Here is a 17,250-nt window from a genome sequence, read left to right on the forward strand (position 1 = left end):
CAGAAACGGGGCAATGCAAAAGGTATCTGTAGAAACACCAAGCAGGCAACACTAGAGGCTTGACGAGCACACTAGGCTTGCAACTCGGTGCGTCAGGCCATGGTACGGTGCAACAAACTGTGGGAGCGGGTTCTACCCGCGAAGCGCCGCGCGGGCGGCGCACGGGCTCAAGATCGCCACAAGGCCCCAAGCCATGCACCTCGAAAGCACCCCGCCCCTTTCTGCTGTGGGACCGGGCGAAGCTCGGGAAAGGGTCAGCCTGACTATCGCGCCGTACCCTTCCCGAGCTTCGCCCGGTCCCACAGCCGTAGAGTGAAGCCGCTAGGTGCTAGTCGATGTTTTTCTGGTGCTCTTGAGATCGCGCGCCGCCCGCGCGGCGCTTCGCCGCCCCACGCGCAAGCCCGCTCCCACAGTTTGTTGCACCGTACCATGGCCTGTGCCAACCAGTTGTCAGCCCTGTGTGCCTGGCTTCAAAGGGAGGTGATGCCAGTGGGCGGCGCTATTTAAACCGCGCCAGCGCATCGCGCCGCTTGTCCAGGCTCGCCTGGCGCTTGGCAATATCCGCCGCCAACTCCGCCAACTTGTCCTCCCCACAGGCAATCGCCGCCGCAAGGCTGGGGTACAACTCATCCACATGGTAGTTGCGCCCCGACTCGGTGCGGTCGTAACCACTGGCCGCATAGCCCGGGCCAATCAGCTCGATTTGCAGGGGCTGGAAGCTGCGGGTCAGCAGCCAGGCGGTGTAGGGATAGATTCTTTCGCGCATTGCAGCGTTCCAGGGGCCAGAATGAACGGGTAGGATGCACAGCAACCTTCGCTATATAGCAAATGATATAGCGCTTGGCCTGCCCACCGCAAATTCCCCGTCCACTGGAGCCCGATGCACGCATGATCATCCGCCCCCACAACCCCTCCGCCCTGACGCTGCTGTTTTCCCTCAAGGGTTCGATCATCCCGGCCATCTGGCGCAAGGTGCTGTTCACGGTGCTGATCAGTTCGGCCGTGGTGGCCATCCACGGCACGCTGTTTCATTTCAAAGTGGTGCTCACGGCCACGCCCTTCACGTTGTGGGGCCTGACGCTGGCGATTTTCCTGGGGTTTCGCAACACGGTGGCCTACCAGCGCTTCTGGGAAGCGCGCACCTTGTGGGGGGAGTTGTTGATCGTCAGCCGCAACCTGACTCGCCAGACCCTGAGCCTGCTGCCCAACCTGGCGCCAGCCCAGCGTGCCACGCTGGGGCATGGCTTGACCGCCTTTGCCTATGTGCTCAAGCACACCCTGCGCCGCGAGGCCATGGCGCCCGAGAGCCTGGCCCGCCTTGACGAGCACGCCCGCCACACCGTGCTGGGGCACCAGAACCCGCCCAGCGCGTTGCTGGGCCTGCTGGGCAAGCGCTATCAGGACGCCGCGCGCCAGGCCGGCGCAGGCGAACAGGTGCAGGTGGCCATCGACCAGCAATTCACACGCCTGTCCTACGTGCTGGGCGGCTGCGAGCGCATCAAGAACACGCCCATCCCCTACCCGTACATTCTGCTGTTGCACCGCACCGTGCACATCTATTGCTTCCTGCTGCCGTTCTGCCTGATCGACAGCATCGGCTGGTTCACCCCAGTGGCGGTGTGCATCCTGGCCTACACCTTCTTCGGCCTGGACGCCCTGGGTGACCAGATCGCCGACCCGTTCGACCTGCAGCCCAACGACCTGCCCCTCAATGCCATGTGCCGCGGCATCGAGATTGCCGTGCAGGAGTTGCTGGATGAACCGGCGGCGCAGCCCGAGGAGCCGGTGGACGGCGTGCTGATGTGATCAGTCGGCCACGCCCAGGATGATGTGCGAGGCCTTGATCAAAGGCGTGGCAGCCCCCAGCGCTACACCAGCAGGTCTTCGTAAAACGCGCCGTACGGCAGCGTGGGGTGGGCGATCTGGATTTCCAGAATCCACAGCCCCGCGCCGGGCGCCTGCTCGAAGTCGCCCAGGTCGCCGCCGCGGTAAATGGCGTGGGGGAAGTCGCTGACGCGGTGGCCCTTGATGTTCAGGTTCAATACCCAGCCCATGTCACGGGCTTGTGCCTCGGCATATTGGTACAGCGCAAGGCCATTGACCTTCTCGCTGCGCCAGAAGGCTTCCACGCGATCGAATAGGGTTTTGGCCGCCGCCGCGCAGGCCACCTGCTGCGGGTCGTTGCCGGTGGTGAAGGTGGCGCCGGCATCACCCTCGTGGCCCTGCCACACAGCGCCCATGTCGATGAAGTAGATATCGTGCTCGCCCAGTTGCGGATCGCCCTCGGAGCGCTCCTTGAAAGTCTTCAGGGTGTTGGCGCCGAAGCGCACCAGCAGCGGGTGCCAGATGCGCTGCATGTCCAGCTCGGCCAGCACCTGCTTGCCCAGCTCGCGGGCCTGGGATTCGAGCATGCCGGGCACAATGCGCTGGGACAGGCGCTCGATGGCCTGCCAGGTCATGGCCTGGGCGTATTGCATGGAGGACAGGTTATAGGATGGGCCGACGGCCTCTTTGGAGAATGCATTCATCACGGTGATTTCCTTTATCGTTCCGGTGTCGCTATATGGCTCACTATATAGCGTGAAAGCTCGTCCCGAATATCACAAATTGTTTAACTGTCCGTGAGGATTCCACGAGCGCAGGCTGCCTACCATTGCGTAGCCGCTGCCGCCAGGCTGCGCTGGCCGGGGTGAACCCTGAAGATCCCCAGTGGCGCACAGGGCCAGCGCCGCCTGGCGGCAGCGGCTACATCGCCATTCAAGAAAGGACACATCCATGCTGCTGCTACTGATCGTCTACCTGGGGGGTGTGCTGACCATCGTCAGCCCCTGCATCCTGCCCGTGCTGCCTTTCGTCTTCGCCCGCACCGGCCAGCCCTTCGTCAAAAGCGGCCTGCCGCTGCTGGCCGGCATGGCCGTGACCTTCGCGCTGGTGGCCTCGCTGGCCGCGGTAGGCGGTGCCTGGGTGGTGCAGTTGAACCAGTATGGACGCTGGCTGGCCCTGGTGTTCGTGGCCTTGTTTGGCTTGACCCTGCTGCTGCCGCAACTGGCCGAGCGCCTGACCCGGCCGCTGGTGGCCGCGGGCAGCCGCCTGTCCGAGGCGGCGGGCACCGACAGCCAGCCGCGCCCCGGCGCCTCGTTCCTGATCGGCGTGGCCACCGGCCTGCTGTGGGCGCCCTGCGCCGGCCCCATCCTGGGCCTGGTGCTGACCGGCGCGGCCCTGCAGGGTGCCAGCGTGGGCACCACACTGTTGCTGCTGGCCTACGCCGCCGGCGCCGCTACTTCGCTGGCCGCCGCGTTGCTGGTGGGCGGCAAGCTATTCGCCGCCATGAAACGTGCGCTGGGCGTGGGCGAGTGGATTCGCCGGGGCCTGGGTGCCTTGATGCTGGCCGGCGTGGCCGCCATCGCCCTGGGCCTGGACACCGGCGTGCTGGCGCAGCTGTCCACGGCCTCCACGGGCGGCCTGGAGCAGCACCTGGTGGACCGCGTGCTGGGCGAAAAGAATCGTCCCAACCAAGCCTCGGCGATGAAAGTAGGCGATAACCAGCCCCTGCCCGTGGAAGGCGACCTGCCGTCCCTGAACGGCGCCGTGCAGTGGCTCAACTCCCCGCCGCTGACCGCCGAGGCCCTGAAAGGCAAGGTCGTGCTAGTGGATTTCTGGACCTACTCGTGCATCAACTGCCTGCGCACCCAGCCCTACCTCAAGGCCTGGGCCGCCAAATACCATGACCAGGGCCTGGTGGTGATCGGCGTGCACGCCCCCGAGTTTGCTTTTGAACGCGACGTGGGCAACGTCACCGCCGCCATGAAAAAGCTGGGCATCACCTACCCTGTGGCCATCGACAATAATTACACGATCTGGCGCGCCTTCGACAACGAATACTGGCCGGCCCACTACTTCGTCGACGCCCAGGGCAAGATCCGTTTCCACCATTTCGGCGAGGGCGAGTACGAACAGTCCGAACGCGTCATTCAGCAACTGCTGCGCGAGGCCGGGCAGCATCAGGTCAGCAACGACCTGGTCGACATCAACGCACAGGGCGTGCAGCAAGCTGCCGACAACAGCGACATGCGCTCGCCGGAAACCTACGTGGGCTACCGCCGCTCGGAAAACTTTGCCTCCACCCCGGCGCTGAACCCCGACCACGCCGCCCGTTACCAGTTGCCGTCAACGCCGCAGTTAAACCAGTGGGGCGTGGAAGGCCAATGGAACATCGGCCCTGAGCAGGCCACCCTGAACCAGGCCAACGGCCGCATCGCCTACCGCTTCCAGGCCCGCGACCTGCATCTGGTGCTAGGCCCTGGCGCCGACGGCAAGCCAGTGCGTTTCAAGGTGATGATCGACGGCAAGGCCCCAGGCGACGCCCACGGCACCGACGTGGCGCCGGACGGCAGCGGCCAGGTGACCGAGCAGCGCTTGTACCAGCTGGTGCGGCAGTCGGGGGATATTGCTGAACATACCTTCAGCATTGAGTTTCTGGATTCGGGGGTGGCGGCGTACGCGTTTACCTTCGGATGAAGACCTGAAGCCATGCCACCAAGGCGGACCAGGTGATCCCACAGACATAACTGGCCCGAAACAGACTGTGGGAGCGGGTTCTACCCGCGAAGCGCCGCGCGGGCGGCGCTCGATCTCATGACCGCCACACCTCCCAAGACATGCGCTTGGAGGCCCTAACGCAATCCCGTAGCCGCTGCCGCAGGCTGCGCTGGCCCTCATGAACCCTCAGGATCTCCAGCGAGGGACAGGGCCAGCGCAGCCTGGCGGCAGCGGCTACAGGGCTGGTGGCGTCTGCAAGAGGTGCATGTCTTGGGGGATGTGGCGTTCATGAGACCGCGCGCCGCCCGCGCGGCGCTTCCCGAGCTTTGCTCGGTCCCACATCTGTTTCGGGCCAGTTATGTCTGTGAGATTGCCTCGTCCGCCTTGTTTACCAGGCATCAGACCTTGGCGCCTGCCATCAATCACCCCCGTCAATAGTCACTATGCCCCCGCTTGGTTTCTCCTGCGCGCCGGCCAGTCGTAAAGTTGGCTCCATGTTCTCCCCTACCCCCTCTGGAGCTTAACCATGAAACCTGTACTGACTTTCAGCCTCGCCTTATCCCTGCTGGCCAGCGGCACTGTCTTTGCCACCCCGCAGACCGTCACCAGCCACCCCCAGGCCACCGTGGCCCAGGACGGCGCCGAACACGCCCGGGACCGCAACCTGCGCATGGCCGAGAACGGCAGCGAACACGTGCTGCCCCACCAGCACGATGACCACCAGGCGCCCCTCTACGTCGCTGAAGTGCGCAAGGAATTCGGTTCGCAATATCAGCGTTACTAAGATGCAGGCCACCGCGAAAGCCCGGTTCATTGAACCGGGCTTTTTCATTTCTGGCCCATACTGCTGATACCCCCTGCACGAGGTATCCGCCATGCAACGCTGCGACGTACTGATCGTCGGCGCCGGGCCCACCGGGCTGGTGCTGGCCCTGTGGCTGACCGCCCAGGGCATCCAGGTGCGCATCATCGACCAGGCCCTGGAGCCGGGCACCACCTCCCGCGCGCTGGCCGTGCAGGCGCGTACGCTGGAGCTGTACCAGCAACTGGACCTGGCCCAGGCCGTGCTCGACCGCGGCCATACCGTGGCGGCCATCAATCTGTGGGTCAAGGGGGATGCGGTGGCGCACCTGCCGTTTGCCCATATCGGTGAAGGCCTGACGCGCTACAGCTTTCTCGAGATATTCCCCCAGGATGAGCATGAGCGCCTGTTGATCGACCGGCTACAGGCCCAAGGCATCAGCGTGGAGCGAGGGGTCAGCCTGCGCGGCCTGGTCGATCAGGGTGACCAGGTGCTGGCGCAACTGCAACATCGCGACGGCCACATGGAATCCTGCGCGGCGCGCTACCTGGCTGGCTGCGACGGCGCCCGCTCCACCGTGCGCAATGCCTTGGGCACGGGGTTCCCCGGGGGCACGTACCAGCAGGTGTTCTACGTGGCAGACGTGTTGGGCCAGGGCCCGACGTTCAACGGTGAACTGCACGTGGACCTGGACGAAGCGGACTTCCTGGCCGTGTTCCCCCTGGCCGGCAGTGGCCGTGCGCGACTGATCGGCACCGTACGCGATGAACGCGCGGCGCGCGCCGACAACCTGCAGTTCGAGGACATCAGCCGCCGTGCCATCGATCACCTGAAAGTGCAGGTGGATCAGCTCAACTGGTTTTCCACCTACCACGTGCACCACCGCGTCACCGAACAGTTCCGCCAGGGCCGCGCTTTCCTGCTCGGCGATGCCGCGCACATCCACAGCCCGGCCGGTGGCCAGGGGATGAACACCGGCATCGGCGACGCCATCAACCTGGCCTGGAAACTGGCCAGCGTGCTCAAGGGCCAGGCCGACGAAAGCTTGCTGGACAGCTATGAGCAGGAGCGCATCGCCTTTGCCCGCCAACTGGTGGCCACCACTGATCGCGTGTTCACCTTCGCCACGGCCCAGGGCCCCATGGCCGACCTGCTGCGCACACGCCTGGCGCCGCTGCTGATCCCCCGGGCGCTGGCGTTGGGGCCGGTGCGCGAATGGCTGTTCCGCACCGTCTCGCAACTGACCCTGAACTACCGGCAAAGCGCGCTGAGCGACGGCGTGGCCGGGCATGTGCATGGTGGGGATCGACTGCCGTGGGTGGCGGTGGAGGGGCGCGACAACTTTGCCCCGCTGAACACCATCGAGTGGCAGGTGCATGTGTATGGCGAGGCCGAGGAAAGCGTGCGCGCGGTATGCGAGGCCGAGGGGCTCAGGCTGCATGTGTTTGCCTGGCAGGCCGCGTATGGGCAGGCGGGGTTGGCGCGTGATGCGGTGTATGTGGTGAGGCCTGATGGGTATGTGGCGTTGGCGGCGGGTGATCATCAGGCGGTTACTTTGACCGACTACCTGGCGCGCAGTCCGCGTCGGGGGGTGGGGTTGTAGGGGGTGATGGGGGCTTTGGAGGTGTTCGATTGGGGCTTTCTGCGCTCTTAAGATCGAGCGCCGCCCGCGCGGCGCTTCGCGGGCAGAGCCCGCTCCCACGTTTGTTTCGGGCCAGTTATGCCTGCAAGATCGCATCGACCGCTTTGTTTGCACCATCATGAATCTGCAGTGAACACACCAGGCGGACCTGGAGATGGCACAGACATGATTGGCCCGAAACAGACTGTGGGAGCGGGCTCTGCCCGCGAAGCGCCGCGCGGGCGGCGCTCGATCTCAAGAACGCCACAAACCTCAAGACATGCACCCCAAAGCCCCCAAGCCTCAAAACCTCAAAACCTCAAAGCCTAAACCGCGACACCAATCCATCCAACCCCTCAGCCAACTGCGCCAACTCCCGCGTCGCCTCCCGCGACTGCTGCGCCCCTTCGGCCGCACGGCTGGCGAAGTCGCGGATGTTGATCAGGTTGCTGTCCACCTCACGGGCCACCTGGGCCTGTTCTTCGGTGGCGCTGGCGATCACCAGGTTGCGCTCCATGATCTGCTCCATGGCTTGAGTAATGCCTTGCAGCGCCTGGGCCGCGCCGTCGGCGATGCCCAGGGTGGCGTCGGCGCGCTGGGCGCTGGTGTGCATGGCCTGCAGGGCCAGGTCGGAGCCGCTGCGCATGCCCTGCACCATGGTTTCGATTTCCAGGGTCGACTGCTGGGTGCGATGGGCCAGGGCCCGCACTTCATCGGCCACCACCGCAAAGCCACGCCCCGACTCCCCGGCGCGCGCTGCCTCGATGGCCGCGTTGAGCGCCAGCAGGTTGGTCTGCCCGGCGATGGCGCCGATCACGTCCAGCACCGTGCCGATCGCCTGGGAGCGCTCGGCCAGGGCGCTGACCTGACTGGCCGTGGCCTGCAAATCGGTGCGCAACTGCTCGATGCTGGCGCGGGTGTCGGCAACCTTACCCTGCCCCTGGCGCGCCACATCGTTGCAATCGCGGGTCGAGTCGGACGTGGACACCGCGTGGCTGGCCACCTCGTCCACCGCCGCGCTCAGCTCGGTGACCGCCGTGGCGGCCATGTTCACTTCTTCGCTCTGCCGATGCATGCCATCGCTACCCGCCTCCGACGCCTGGCGCAAGCCCAGCAGCGATGACGACAACGCGCGCGAGCTGGTGGAGATCTCGCTCAAGGTCTGACGCAACTGCTGTTGCATGGCCGCCAGGGCAGTCAACAGGCGCCCCGCTTCGTCATTGCCATCGGCCTTGATCGGCTGGCTGAGGTCGCCACCGGCAATGCGCTCGGCCGCCCCCAGCGCGGCCATCAGTGGACTGACAATGCTGCGCGTCAGCACCAGCGCCAGGATGATGGTGGCCAGCGCCGCCAGGCCGATAAACACCAGAATCACCGTACGCGAGCGGCTGTATTGCTCGGCCGAACCCTGGGTTTCATGGCTGATGCCCGCGCTGTAGTAGTCCGCCAGCTCGTTGAGCTGGCTGCCGGAGTCATCCACCAGCGGCTTCATGTCCACCAGCAACAGCTTGAGCAACGCCGCCTTGTCCGCCTGCCCCGCCAGCACGAACGAGCGTTGCAACGCCTCGTTGTAACCCTTGAGCGACTGGTCAAAGCGGCTGACGATCTCCTGCTCCTTGGGCGTGTCCACCCGTGGCCGGTAGGCATCGAGCCTGGCCTGCAGGTCCTTGAGCCGCGTGTCCATCTGGCTGCGATAGCTGTTGATGCTGGCCGGGTCGGTGTCCAAGGCCATGCGCAGGGAAATGGTGCGGATACGCAGCATGATTTCTCGGATATCACTCACCGCCCGCAGGCTGGGCACCCAGTCATTCTCGGTGGCCACCTGGCCCTGGCGGATGTTGGCCATCTGCGCCAAGGCGAAGAAGCCCAGCAGCGCCACCAGCGCCGCAATCAGGGAAAAGCCGGTCAAGGCTCGTGGGGCAACACCGATGTTTCTTATTAGCATGAACGTGTCCCGAGGCAGGTAAGTGATAGCCATTGGCCCAATCCTGCCTAGTTATCGTACCTCGGTGATGTTTCTGTAGCCGTTGATTGAAATAATTGTCCGACAGGATGGCAGTGGCTCCCCAGCACAGGAGATTGCACAACGACCACCCTAGTTGTACGATGTCCGTCAACATCAAGCCGTTAGTGCTTTCTCAGAACAATCTGAAGAACCAGGAGATCACGATGTCCACCCTTCTCGGCCACAACTTCATTGCCGGCGCCCGCAGCGCGCAGGGCACCAAGCGCCTGCACAGCCTGGACGCCAGCACCGGCGAGGCCCTGCCATTCGAATTCATTCAGGCCACCGAGGCCGAAGTCGACGCCGCCTGCCGCGCCGCCGAAAGCGCCTTTGGCGAATTCCGCCACCTCAGCCCTGCCCGCCGCGCCGAATTCCTCGACGCCATCGCCGACGAAATCGACGCCCTGGGCGATGACTTCGTGGCCATCGTCTGCCGCGAAACGGCCCTGCCTGCCGGCCGCATCCAGGGCGAGCGTGGCCGCACCAGCGGCCAGATGCGCCTGTTCGCCAAAGTGCTGCGCCGCGGTGACTTCCTGGGTGCGCGCATCGACCTGGCCCTGCCCGACCGCAAGCCGCTGCCGCGTGTGGACCTGCGTCAATACCGCGTAGGCGTGGGCGCCGTGGCCGTGTTCGGCGCCAGCAACTTCCCGCTGGCCTTCTCCACTGCCGGCGGTGACACCGCGGCGGCCCTGGCGGCAGGCTGCCCCGTTGTCTTCAAGGCCCACAGCGGCCACATGGCCACCGCTGACCAGGTCGGCTGCGCCATCATTCGCGCCGCCGAAAAAACCGGCATGCCCAAGGGCGTGTTCAACATGATCTTCGGCGGTGGCGTGGGCGAGTGGCTGGTCAAGCACCCGGCCATCCAGGCCGTGGGCTTCACCGGTTCGCTGAGCGGCGGCAACGCCCTGTGCAAGATGGCCGCAGAGCGTGCGCAACCGATCCCGGTATTCGCCGAGATGTCGAGCATCAACCCGGTGGTGCTGCTGCCGCAGGCACTGGCCAGCCGTGGCGAATCGGTCGCCAAGGACCTGGCCGCATCGGTGGTCATGGGCTGCGGCCAGTTCTGCACCAACCCGGGCCTGGTGATCGGCGTCAGCTCGCCGGCCTTCACCGCCTTCCAGGCCTTGCTGCAAGAGCAGATGGCTGCCCAGGCACCGCAAACCATGCTCAACGCCGGTGGGCTGCGCAGCTACAGCCAGGGTCTTGAGCACCTGCTGGCCCACCCGGGTGTCACCCACCTGGCCGGCGACGCGCAGTCGGGCAACCAGGCGCGCCCGCAGCTGTTCAAGGCTGACGTGTCGCTGTTGCTGGAAGGTGACGAGCTGCTGCAGGAAGAAGTGTTCGGCCCGGCGACCATCGTCATCGAAGCCAAGGACGATGCCCAGCTGAAAGCGGCCTTGCAGGGCCTGCGCGGCCAACTGACCGCCACCCTGATCGGCGAGTCCGACGACCTGGTTGCCTACCAGTGGCTGGTGCCGCTGCTGGAGCAGAAAGTCGGCCGCATCCTGGTCAACGGCTACCCGACCGGCGTGGAAGTGTGCGAAGCCATGGTGCATGGCGGCCCGTACCCGGCCACCTCCGACTCGCGCGGCACCTCGGTGGGCACCCTGGCCATCGACCGCTTCCTGCGGCCGGTGTGCTACCAGAACTACCCTGAAGCGCTGCTGCCTGAGGCCCTGCGCAACAGCAACCCGCTGGGGCTCAAGCGTCTGGTCAATGGTGAGTGGAGTGATGCGGCGCTGTAATCGCACACACCCGTAGCCGCTGCCGCCAGGCTGCGCTGGCCCTTGCGTACACTGTAAATCTTCAGCGTACATCAGGGCCAGCGCAGCCTACGGCAGCGGCTATGTATGGACTCGCCCCTCCTGTCTACCCGCTTTTGAAAAACTGCCGCCCGTTGCATCTATGTATTAGGCCTATTCAAGGAAGCCGCTTTGGGCCTCTGGCCGACATTGGAAGAGCTCGTGGTATGCCGATTACAGTCAGGCCTCGAAGGCCGCTAGCCGCTTAGGCATCAATCCACGCCGATCCTATCTGGGGTCAATGTTTTTCAGCACAGGGTTGGACAGTCGTTACCTCGGTGGCAGAACTCGGTGGATCAGTGGCTCATCATCGCTGGCTGGCCGCTGCCATGCTGTCGACGATAAGTCTGGTCATTCTGTAGAAGCCTCCAGACGATACGCAGGTTGCGATTGGCCAGCCGGACCGCAGCCTGTTTGCGGCCCAGGCGGCTCATCCAGCGCAGTAATCGGCGGTCGTCGGGTTGCTCCGAATCGGATCGCAGCTGTTGCAGCACCGCGTGCGCGCCCTGGATCATCAGGCTGCGCAGATATGAATCGCCTCGCTTGCTCATACCGCCCAGGCGAACTTTATTCCCGCTGCTGTGTTGGTCGGGAACCAGGCCAAAGTAGGCCGCGAACTTGCGTGCATTGGGGAACCGTTCGGGCTGGGTTTCCTTGGCTACCAACGCCGTGGCGGTCACCGGACCGATACCGCGCACGCTCATCAGCCGCTTGGCCGTGCTGTCGGCATTTGCCGCTGCTTCCAGACGGCCCGTCAACACCGCAATGCGCTCGCCCAAAAAGCGCCATTCCGCCAGCAGTTCATCGATCAACTCGCGCAACATGGCTGGCACTGGTTGAGTGGCATCCTCCAATACTCGTGGAATTCTCTGGCTGATGGCGACATCACCTTGAGCCAGGACCACGCCGTGCTCAAGCAGCAGGCCGCGCATCTGATTACTCAATGCCGTGCGGCGGCGCACATAGCCCTGGCGAGCACGATGCAATGCCTGCATAGCAAGCGCCGCAACGCTCTTGATCGGTACTGCGCAGATTTTCTCATCACGACCGGCCCGCAAAATCGCCAACGCATCGTTACGATCGTTTTTAGGCCCTGTGCGGTGTGTCGTCACCAACTTGGCCGGCAAAATCCGAGCCTCGACGCCCTGTTCCTGCAGCTGGCGCGCCCAGGCTTGCGCACCTGGCCCCGTCTCCATCAAGACTATGACGTGGGGTGCCAGTTGTTGAAGGAACTCGTAGAACGCTTCGCGCGACTTGAAGCGCTGTTCATAGTGCACGTGGCCTAGAGCGTCTTCGCCGGCAACCTGGAAGACATGTTTGGCCAGATCGACCGCCACGGTCGTGCAGACCGACAAATTGGCGGAAGACAGGGATTGATCAATCGAAGTATGCTTTTTCATGGACTCGCCCTCGCTGTCGTTGGCTGTTTAGACTGCCACCGTGGCGCATTGACGCCTCGGCTTGGGCGAGTCCATCTAATTACAGGGTCAGCAGGGCTATCGAGGTTTGGTAAGCCAACGCCAACCGCTCCACACTGCCCAACGCCCCATAGGGCATCTCCACACTGACCTGCACATCCCTGGGCAACGCCGCCAGCAATTCCCCCAGCGGCAACTGCCCTTGCCCCGGCGGCAACCGCCCTTCCCGCGCTTCGCTGATAATCAATTCCTCAGGCGGCGCCAACAGCGGCGCATCGCACAGCTGCACCGCCCGCAACCAGCGCGGCTCGATATCCGCCAGCATCGCTACCGTTCCGCCGCTGCGAAACAGGTGCAGCGCATCCAGCAGAATCCCGCCATTGCCCTGCCCCGCGCCCTCGACAATCTGCCGCGCCTGCGCCAGGTTGCCCACCGCCCGCCAGCGCATGAACTCCAGGTCCACCCGCAAGCCAAAATCCACGGCCAGTTCGCACAGGTGCGCGTAGTGATCGGTCAGCCGCGAGAACTGCGTATCGTCACCCGACACCGTCAGGCTGCTGGCCCCCAGGTCGGCGCCGGCTTCGAGCAACGGCACCAGCGCGTCGATGTGCACCTGCGGCGTCAGCTCGACAAACTCGATGTCGCTGACGCCCATGCCTTCGCCGTCCAGCAGCGCTTTCAAATTCCGACGCGCCACGGCGTCCAGCGGGTAGCACACGCCGCCCGCCATGGCCGGGTGCAAGCGCAAGCCCACCGCAGAAAAACCAGCCCCCGCGGCCTGGCGAACCAGGTCGGCGGGGGCCAGTTGCAGCGCGGTCAGGTGAGCCACGCCAAGGGCCATCAGTAGGTAGCCCTGCCACCGCTGAGGTCGAACACAAAGCCGGTGGTAAAGCTGCACTCGGGGCCGGCGATCCAGGTCACCATGTTGGCGATTTCCTCGATCTGCAGGAACCGCCCCATGGGGATCTTGGCCTTGCTGGCCGTGATGTGTTCCTGGGTCATTTCCGCCATCAGGCCGGTTTCCACCATGGCCGGGGCGATGCAGTTAAGCAGCACGCCATCCTGGGCCAGTTCCTTGGCCGCCGACTTGGTGAAGGCGATCACGCCCGCCTTGGCCGCCGAGTACGCCGAGATGTACTGCACGCCGTCCTTGCCGGCCATGGAGGCGACGTTGACGATGCGCCCGTACTTGCGCTCACGCATGTGCGGGATGGCGGTGCGGCAGCAATAGAACACGCCGGTCAGGTCGATGGCGAGCACCTGGTCCCAGGCGTCCACCGGGTAGTTCCAGGATTCCACCACCGGGCCGTTGATGCCGGCATTGTTGACCAGGATGTCGACACGACCCAGTTGCGCCACCACCTCGGCGAAGGCGGCTTCCACCGATTCCAGCGAGGCGACGTTCACCGACTGGCGCAGGGCCGGGGTGAAGCCGTTGGCGCTGGTGTCCCAGTGGTCGACGTTGAGGTCCCAGATGACGATGTTGGCACCCGCCTGGCGCAGGCGCTTGGCGATGCCCAGGCCGATGCCGCGCATGCCGCCGGTGATGATGGCCGTCTGGCCTTCCAGGTGTTGACTCATGTGAAGCTCCTTTCAAAGGTTCGGGATATCGGGCAGACGCTTGAGGTCTTGCACCATGAACAGGTAGCAGGCGGCGCCGAACAGCGTCACCAGCGAAATAAAGCCCAGCGCCCAGACGAACGAGCCGGTCATCGTCACGATGATGCCGATCACCAGCGGGATGACGATGCCGGCGGCGTTGGCGAACAGGTTGAACAGGCCGCCGCTCAAGCCGATCAGGCCCTTAGGGGCGATGTCGGAGACGATCATCCAGGCCAGCGACGACATGCCCTGGGCGAAATAGGCCACGCACAGAATGCCGATCACCAGCGCGTCGGAGTCCACGTAGTTGGCCAGCACGATCACCGAGGCGCACAGCAGGCCGGTGATCACTGGCAGCTTGCGCGCCACGTTCAGCGAAATGCCGCGGCGCAGCATGGCGTCCGACAACCAACCGCCGAACAGGGTGCCGGCCGAGGCGGCAATGAACGGCAACACCGCCACCCAGCCCACTTTCAGCCAGGGCATGTGGCGCTCGGTGACCAGGTAGGTGGGGAACCAGGTGAGGAAAAACACGTTGGTGGAGTTGCAGGCAAACTGGCCCAGGCAAATGCCCAGCATGTTGCGTTGCTTGAGCAGCGCCGGAATCTGCGACCAGGCAAAGCGCGTGGCTTTCTGACTGCCGTCCACCACGCCGCCGCCCTCGGCGATGTAATCCAGTTCGGCCTGGTTGGCCTGGGTCGACTCATGCGGCTCGTGGAATTTGCGCCACCACACCAGCCCGTAGAGGATGCCCACCGCACCGACGGCCATCAGCATGAAACGCCAGCCGTAGGCATGCAGCACCCAGAACAGCAGCGGCGTGAGGAAGGCCAGGCCGCAGTACTCGGCCAGGGTGTAGATACTGGTGGCCCGCGCCCGTTCGCTCTGCGGGAACCAGATGGCGACCACGCGGCTGTTGGTGGGGAAGCACGGCGCCTCGGTGGCCCCGATCATCAGGCGGATGCCCATCAGCGAGGCGAAGCCGGTGGCCAGGCCCTGCAGCCCGGTGAACAGCGACCACAGGGTCAGCGCCAGCCAGTAGGTCAGCTTGGTGCCCAGGCGGTCCAGCAGGATGCCGCCGGGGATCTGCGCGGCGGCGTACGTCCAGGAGAACGCCGAGAAAATCAGCCCCATCATGGCCGCGTTCAGGCCCAGGTCGGCGCTGATGCTGGGCGCGGCGATGCCCATCACGCTGCGGTCCAGGTAGTTGATCAGGGTGCCGCCGGAAATCAGGCCCAAAATCATGAAGCGTGTACGGGTGCGCGCGGCCACGGCGGGCGCGGCGTATGCGGGGAGTTCGAGTTTGCTGTCGACACTCATGGCAGGTACCTCATCTTGTTATTGTTGGTGCACAGGCGTCCTTGCAACCGGCAAATCAGCGGAACCCGAACAGGCGCCGCGGTGTATCCCACATCACGGCGCGGCGCACGGCCGCGTCCGGCATGAACTGCTCGGCCAGCTTCAGCAACGGGCCGTAATCGACGCGCTGCTGCATGCGCAGGAACGGCCAGTCCGACCCCCACACGCAGTGGTCCGCACCGAAGGTTTCCAGCAGCGCCTGCACGTAGCCCACGGTGTCCTCGAACACCGAATCCATGGGCGCGAACTTCTGCATGCCGGAGATTTTCACCGTGGCCCGACCGCGCTCGGCCAGGCGCAACAGCGCCTGGAAGCCGGGTTGATACAGGCCGTGTTCAATGTCGGGGCGGCCGCAATGGTCGATCAGCAGGCGCACGTCGCTCTGGTCGATCATTTCCAGCAATTGCACCAGCTGGTCGCCCACGGTCTGGATCTGCGCGAACATGCCCAGTTCCGCCAGCTTGGGCAGCAGCGCCTCGGCGCCGGCCATGGCCGTCAGCCCTTCGGTGGCCGGGTTGAAGGCCACGCCCACCACGCCCTTGGCCTGGTAGTTGGCCAGGGCCTCCAGGCTGATGTCGTGATCAACCACCACCACGCCCTTGTACCGCCCCTGCCCTGCGGCCAGCGCCGACAGCAGCAGGCGGTTGTCGCCGCGGTAGCCGCTGGTGGGTTGCACCAGCAACGCGTGCTGCACGCCGTAGGCTTCAAGCACGCGATCGAACTGCTTGAGGGTGCCGATTTCCTGGCCAGCTGGGCGGTAGATTGTCTCGGCCAGGTACGGGAAGTTGGCCGGGTCGAACAGGTGGTTGTGACAGTCAATCTTGGGTTCGTCGAAAATGCTCATGGCGCGGCCTGACCGGGTGGATGTTGGCCACAGGCTACAAAAATCCCCCCGGGATGGCTCATACTCAGATGGCGCAAACCATAACCAAAGGTTAAGACATGCCCTTACCAGCCGCCGAAGCCCCGGAACCGGGGAACATGGCCTTCAAGCTGCGCCACATGGAAGTGTTCCGCGCGGTGATGCTCACCGGCTCCATCAGCGGCGCGGCGAAGATGCTCTACGTCTCGCAACCGGCGGTGAGCAAGCTGATCGCCTACATCGAAAGCCGCCTGGCGCTGCGCCTGTTCGACCGCATCAATAACCGCCTGGTGCCCACCAGCGAAGCCCAGGCGCTGTACCGCGAAGTAGAGCGCGTGTATCAGGCGGCGCTGTGGGTCAACGAGTGCGCGCAGTCACTGGCCACCACGCCCAACCGGCAACTGCGGGTGTGCTGCAGCGCCTCGCTGTCCACCGTGGTGCTGCCCCACGCGCTGGCTGAACTCAAGCGCCAGGTGCCGGCCATGCACATCGAGTGGCGCACCATTCTGATGAGCGAAATGCCGGTGCAAATCCTCGGCAAAAAAGTCGACCTGTCGATCTCGGCCTTGCCCGTGGTGCACGACCACCTGCATTCACGGCCGTTCATGCGCGGGCGCATGGTGTGCGTGCTGCCGCCGGGGCATGCGCTGGAGAGCCAGCCGGTGATCGAAATGGCGCATCTGGCGCGCGAGCCGTTGCTGCTGTTCCGGCCGGACATCCCGTTTGGCAAGCTGATCAGCGAGGCGATCGAGCGCAGTGGCGTGGCGTTGAATTCGTTTCTGGACTTCACCAATGCCCCGGAGGCGGTGGCGCTGGTGAAACAGGGGCTGGGCGTGACGATTATTGATGAGTTCGTGGCACAGGACAGCGGGTTGGTGGTCAAGCCGCTGGCTGAAGAGATCGGGTTTGATATCAGCTTTGTGTATTCGCGGTTTGATCCGCTGCCGGAGGCGGCGCGGCGGATGATGCAGGTGTTGTTGGATCAGGCTCGGGGGTTGGGGCGCGATATTCCGGATTTTGATTGGGCCTAGTGCCCGCCTGGGGATTTGCGGTGTTGCGTAGATCGCGCGCCGCCCGCGCGGCGCTTCGCGGGCAGAGCCCGCTCCCACAGTCTGTTTCGGGCGAGTTATGTCTGTGCCATCTTCACAGCCGCTTTGTTTTTTCACCACAGATTACTGGTGGTGCAAACAAGGCGGCCGAGGTGATCTTGCAGGCATAACTGGCCCGAAACAAACGTGGG

14 protein-coding genes and 1 pseudogene are annotated in these 17,250 nt (G+C 64.7%); 6 read left to right on the forward strand and 9 right to left on the reverse strand.

Annotated elements, in window-relative coordinates; translation table 11 throughout:
• Positions 1 to 499: 499 nt before the first annotated feature.
• A complete protein-coding gene (locus ACZ9GA_RS15405; protein WP_457361857.1) occupies positions 500 to 766 on the reverse strand; it encodes a hypothetical protein in 267 nt (88 codons plus the stop codon).
• A 122-nt stretch (positions 767 to 888) separates the two neighbouring features.
• Here ACZ9GA_RS15405 and ACZ9GA_RS15410 point away from each other — a divergent pair, with 122 nt between their 5' ends.
• Positions 889 to 1,806 carry a bestrophin family protein gene (locus ACZ9GA_RS15410; RefSeq protein ID WP_457361856.1) on the forward strand — a complete coding sequence of 306 codons (918 nt, stop codon included), beginning with the start codon at positions 889 to 891 and terminating at the stop codon, positions 1,804 to 1,806.
• Positions 1,807 to 1,868: 62 nt separating this feature from the next.
• On the opposite strand, the gene ACZ9GA_RS15415 is transcribed toward ACZ9GA_RS15410, so the two are convergent.
• Positions 1,869 to 2,528 carry a M24 family metallopeptidase gene (locus ACZ9GA_RS15415; protein ID WP_457361855.1) on the reverse strand — a complete coding sequence of 220 codons (660 nt, stop codon included), beginning with the start codon at positions 2,526 to 2,528 and terminating at the stop codon, positions 1,869 to 1,871.
• A 247-nt stretch (positions 2,529 to 2,775) separates the two neighbouring features.
• On the opposite strand from ACZ9GA_RS15415, the gene ACZ9GA_RS15420 reads away from it, so the two are divergent.
• The 3 genes from ACZ9GA_RS15420 (at position 2,776) to ACZ9GA_RS15430 (ending at position 6,944) form a co-directional block, all read left to right on the forward strand.
• Positions 2,776 to 4,518, forward strand: a complete 1,743-nt coding sequence (locus ACZ9GA_RS15420; protein WP_457361854.1) for a cytochrome c biogenesis protein DipZ — start codon at positions 2,776 to 2,778, stop codon at positions 4,516 to 4,518.
• A gap of 547 nt (positions 4,519 to 5,065) precedes the next feature.
• The gene (locus ACZ9GA_RS15425; RefSeq protein ID WP_457361853.1) at positions 5,066 to 5,323 is read left to right on the forward strand and encodes a hypothetical protein; all 258 of its coding nucleotides are present in this window, start codon (positions 5,066 to 5,068) and stop codon (positions 5,321 to 5,323) included.
• Positions 5,324 to 5,414: 91 nt separating this feature from the next.
• Positions 5,415 to 6,944, forward strand: a complete 1,530-nt coding sequence (locus ACZ9GA_RS15430) for an FAD-dependent oxidoreductase (RefSeq protein WP_457361852.1) — start codon at positions 5,415 to 5,417, stop codon at positions 6,942 to 6,944.
• Between the two features lie 337 nt (positions 6,945 to 7,281).
• On the opposite strand, the gene ACZ9GA_RS15435 is transcribed toward ACZ9GA_RS15430, so the two are convergent.
• Both ACZ9GA_RS15435 and ACZ9GA_RS15440 read right to left on the reverse strand, forming a co-directional pair.
• Positions 7,282 to 8,145, reverse strand: coding sequence for a methyl-accepting chemotaxis protein (locus ACZ9GA_RS15435; RefSeq protein ID WP_476227628.1), 864 nt, complete (start codon positions 8,143 to 8,145; stop codon positions 7,282 to 7,284).
• A pseudogene (locus ACZ9GA_RS15440) lies at positions 8,137 to 8,940 on the reverse strand (MCP four helix bundle domain-containing protein); the annotation flags it as partial. The pseudogene ACZ9GA_RS15440 and the gene ACZ9GA_RS15435, both read right to left, overlap by 9 nt.
• Positions 8,941 to 9,131: 191 nt before the next feature.
• On the opposite strand from ACZ9GA_RS15440, the gene ACZ9GA_RS15445 reads away from it, so the two are divergent.
• Positions 9,132 to 10,712, forward strand: a complete 1,581-nt coding sequence (locus ACZ9GA_RS15445; RefSeq protein WP_457361851.1) for an aldehyde dehydrogenase (NADP(+)) — start codon at positions 9,132 to 9,134, stop codon at positions 10,710 to 10,712.
• A gap of 353 nt (positions 10,713 to 11,065) precedes the next feature.
• Here ACZ9GA_RS15445 and ACZ9GA_RS15450 read toward each other — a convergent pair whose 3' ends face one another.
• The 5 genes from ACZ9GA_RS15450 to ACZ9GA_RS15470 form a co-directional block, all read right to left on the reverse strand.
• Positions 11,066 to 12,124 (reverse strand): IS110 family RNA-guided transposase, encoded by a 1,059-nt coding sequence (locus tag ACZ9GA_RS15450; RefSeq protein ID WP_457363715.1) that lies wholly within the window; start codon positions 12,122 to 12,124, stop codon positions 11,066 to 11,068.
• Positions 12,125 to 12,248: 124 nt separating this feature from the next.
• Positions 12,249 to 13,031, reverse strand: a complete 783-nt coding sequence (locus ACZ9GA_RS15455; RefSeq protein WP_457363714.1) for a sugar phosphate isomerase/epimerase family protein — start codon at positions 13,029 to 13,031, stop codon at positions 12,249 to 12,251.
• Positions 13,028 to 13,768: an SDR family NAD(P)-dependent oxidoreductase gene (locus tag ACZ9GA_RS15460; RefSeq protein WP_457361850.1), complete on the reverse strand. Its 741-nt coding sequence runs from the start codon at positions 13,766 to 13,768 to the stop codon at positions 13,028 to 13,030. The genes ACZ9GA_RS15455 and ACZ9GA_RS15460 overlap by 4 nt, the downstream gene beginning before the upstream one ends.
• A 12-nt stretch (positions 13,769 to 13,780) precedes the next feature.
• On the reverse strand, positions 13,781 to 15,109 hold the full coding sequence (locus tag ACZ9GA_RS15465; protein ID WP_457361849.1) for an MFS transporter: 1,329 nt from the start codon (positions 15,107 to 15,109) through the stop codon (positions 13,781 to 13,783).
• Positions 15,110 to 15,164: 55 nt separating this feature from the next.
• On the reverse strand, positions 15,165 to 15,992 hold the full coding sequence (locus ACZ9GA_RS15470; protein WP_457361848.1) for an amidohydrolase family protein: 828 nt from the start codon (positions 15,990 to 15,992) through the stop codon (positions 15,165 to 15,167).
• Positions 15,993 to 16,090: 98 nt separating this feature from the next.
• Between ACZ9GA_RS15470 and ACZ9GA_RS15475 the strand changes: the two genes are divergently transcribed.
• Complete coding sequence (locus ACZ9GA_RS15475) at positions 16,091 to 17,041, forward strand: LysR family transcriptional regulator (RefSeq protein WP_457361847.1); 951 nt, start codon at positions 16,091 to 16,093, stop codon at positions 17,039 to 17,041.
• The last annotated feature ends 209 nt before the right edge of the window (positions 17,042 to 17,250 follow it).

The organism is Pseudomonas sp. TE3644 (assembly GCF_056278815.1).

Excerpts from the sequence above, each read along its gene's own strand:
- ACZ9GA_RS15435 (WP_476227628.1), bottom strand. The coding sequence starts at position 8,145 with ATGCAACAGCAGTTGCGTCAGACCTTGAGCGAGATCTCCACCAGCTCG.
- ACZ9GA_RS15430 (WP_457361852.1), top strand. The coding sequence starts at position 5,415 with ATGCAACGCTGCGACGTACTGATCGTCGGCGCCGGGCCCACCGGGCTG.
- ACZ9GA_RS15470 (WP_457361848.1), bottom strand. The coding sequence starts at position 15,992 with ATGAGCATTTTCGACGAACCCAAGATTGACTGTCACAACCACCTGTTC.
- ACZ9GA_RS15445 (WP_457361851.1), top strand. The coding sequence starts at position 9,132 with ATGTCCACCCTTCTCGGCCACAACTTCATTGCCGGCGCCCGCAGCGCG.
- ACZ9GA_RS15410 (WP_457361856.1), top strand. The coding sequence starts at position 889 with ATGATCATCCGCCCCCACAACCCCTCCGCCCTGACGCTGCTGTTTTCC.
- ACZ9GA_RS15460 (WP_457361850.1), bottom strand. The coding sequence starts at position 13,768 with ATGAGTCAACACCTGGAAGGCCAGACGGCCATCATCACCGGCGGCATG.
- ACZ9GA_RS15425 (WP_457361853.1), top strand. The coding sequence starts at position 5,066 with ATGAAACCTGTACTGACTTTCAGCCTCGCCTTATCCCTGCTGGCCAGC.
- ACZ9GA_RS15415 (WP_457361855.1), bottom strand. The coding sequence starts at position 2,528 with ATGAATGCATTCTCCAAAGAGGCCGTCGGCCCATCCTATAACCTGTCC.
- ACZ9GA_RS15420 (WP_457361854.1), top strand. The coding sequence starts at position 2,776 with ATGCTGCTGCTACTGATCGTCTACCTGGGGGGTGTGCTGACCATCGTC.
- ACZ9GA_RS15465 (WP_457361849.1), bottom strand. The coding sequence starts at position 15,109 with ATGAGTGTCGACAGCAAACTCGAACTCCCCGCATACGCCGCGCCCGCC.
- ACZ9GA_RS15405 (WP_457361857.1), bottom strand. The coding sequence starts at position 766 with ATGCGCGAAAGAATCTATCCCTACACCGCCTGGCTGCTGACCCGCAGC.
- ACZ9GA_RS15475 (WP_457361847.1), top strand. The coding sequence starts at position 16,091 with ATGCCCTTACCAGCCGCCGAAGCCCCGGAACCGGGGAACATGGCCTTC.